Origin of the sequence: Streptococcus sp. k-628, assembly GCF_013277475.1 — a bacterium.
GTDB lineage: Bacteria > Bacillota > Bacilli > Lactobacillales > Streptococcaceae > Streptococcus.
Map to the genome: position 1 here is coordinate 1 of NZ_VMMZ01000109.1, position 464 is coordinate 464.

Genomic DNA, 464 nt, shown 5'->3' on the forward strand with positions numbered 1-464 from the left:
GAGCTTTACGATCCGAAAACCTTCTTCACTCACGCGGCGTTGCTCGGTCAGACTTCCGTCCATTGCCGAAGATTCCCTACTGCTGCCTCCCGTAGGAGTCTGGGCCGTGTCTCAGTCCCAGTGTGGCCGATCACCCTCTCAGGTCGGCTATGTATCGTCGCCTTGGTGAGCCGTTACCCCACCAACTAGCTAATACAACGCAGGTCCATCTGGTAGTGATGCAATTGCACCTTTTAAGTAAATGTCATGCAACATCTACTCTTATGCGGTATTAGCTATCGTTTCCAATAGTTATCCCCCGCTACCAGGCAGGTTACCTACGCGTTACTCACCCGTTCGCAACTCATCCAGAGAAGCAAGCTCCTCCTTCAGCGTTCTACTTGCATGTATTAGGCACGCCGCCAGCGTTCGTCCTGAGCCAGGATCAAACTCTCATTAAAAGTTTGAGTTCTCACTCATTTCTG

1 rRNA gene is annotated in these 464 nt (G+C 51.3%); it reads right to left on the bottom strand.

Annotated features, from left to right (window positions below):
• Window positions 1–440 (bottom strand): 16S ribosomal RNA (locus HT730_RS10095); the annotation flags it as partial.
• Window positions 441–464 lie beyond the last annotated feature (24 nt).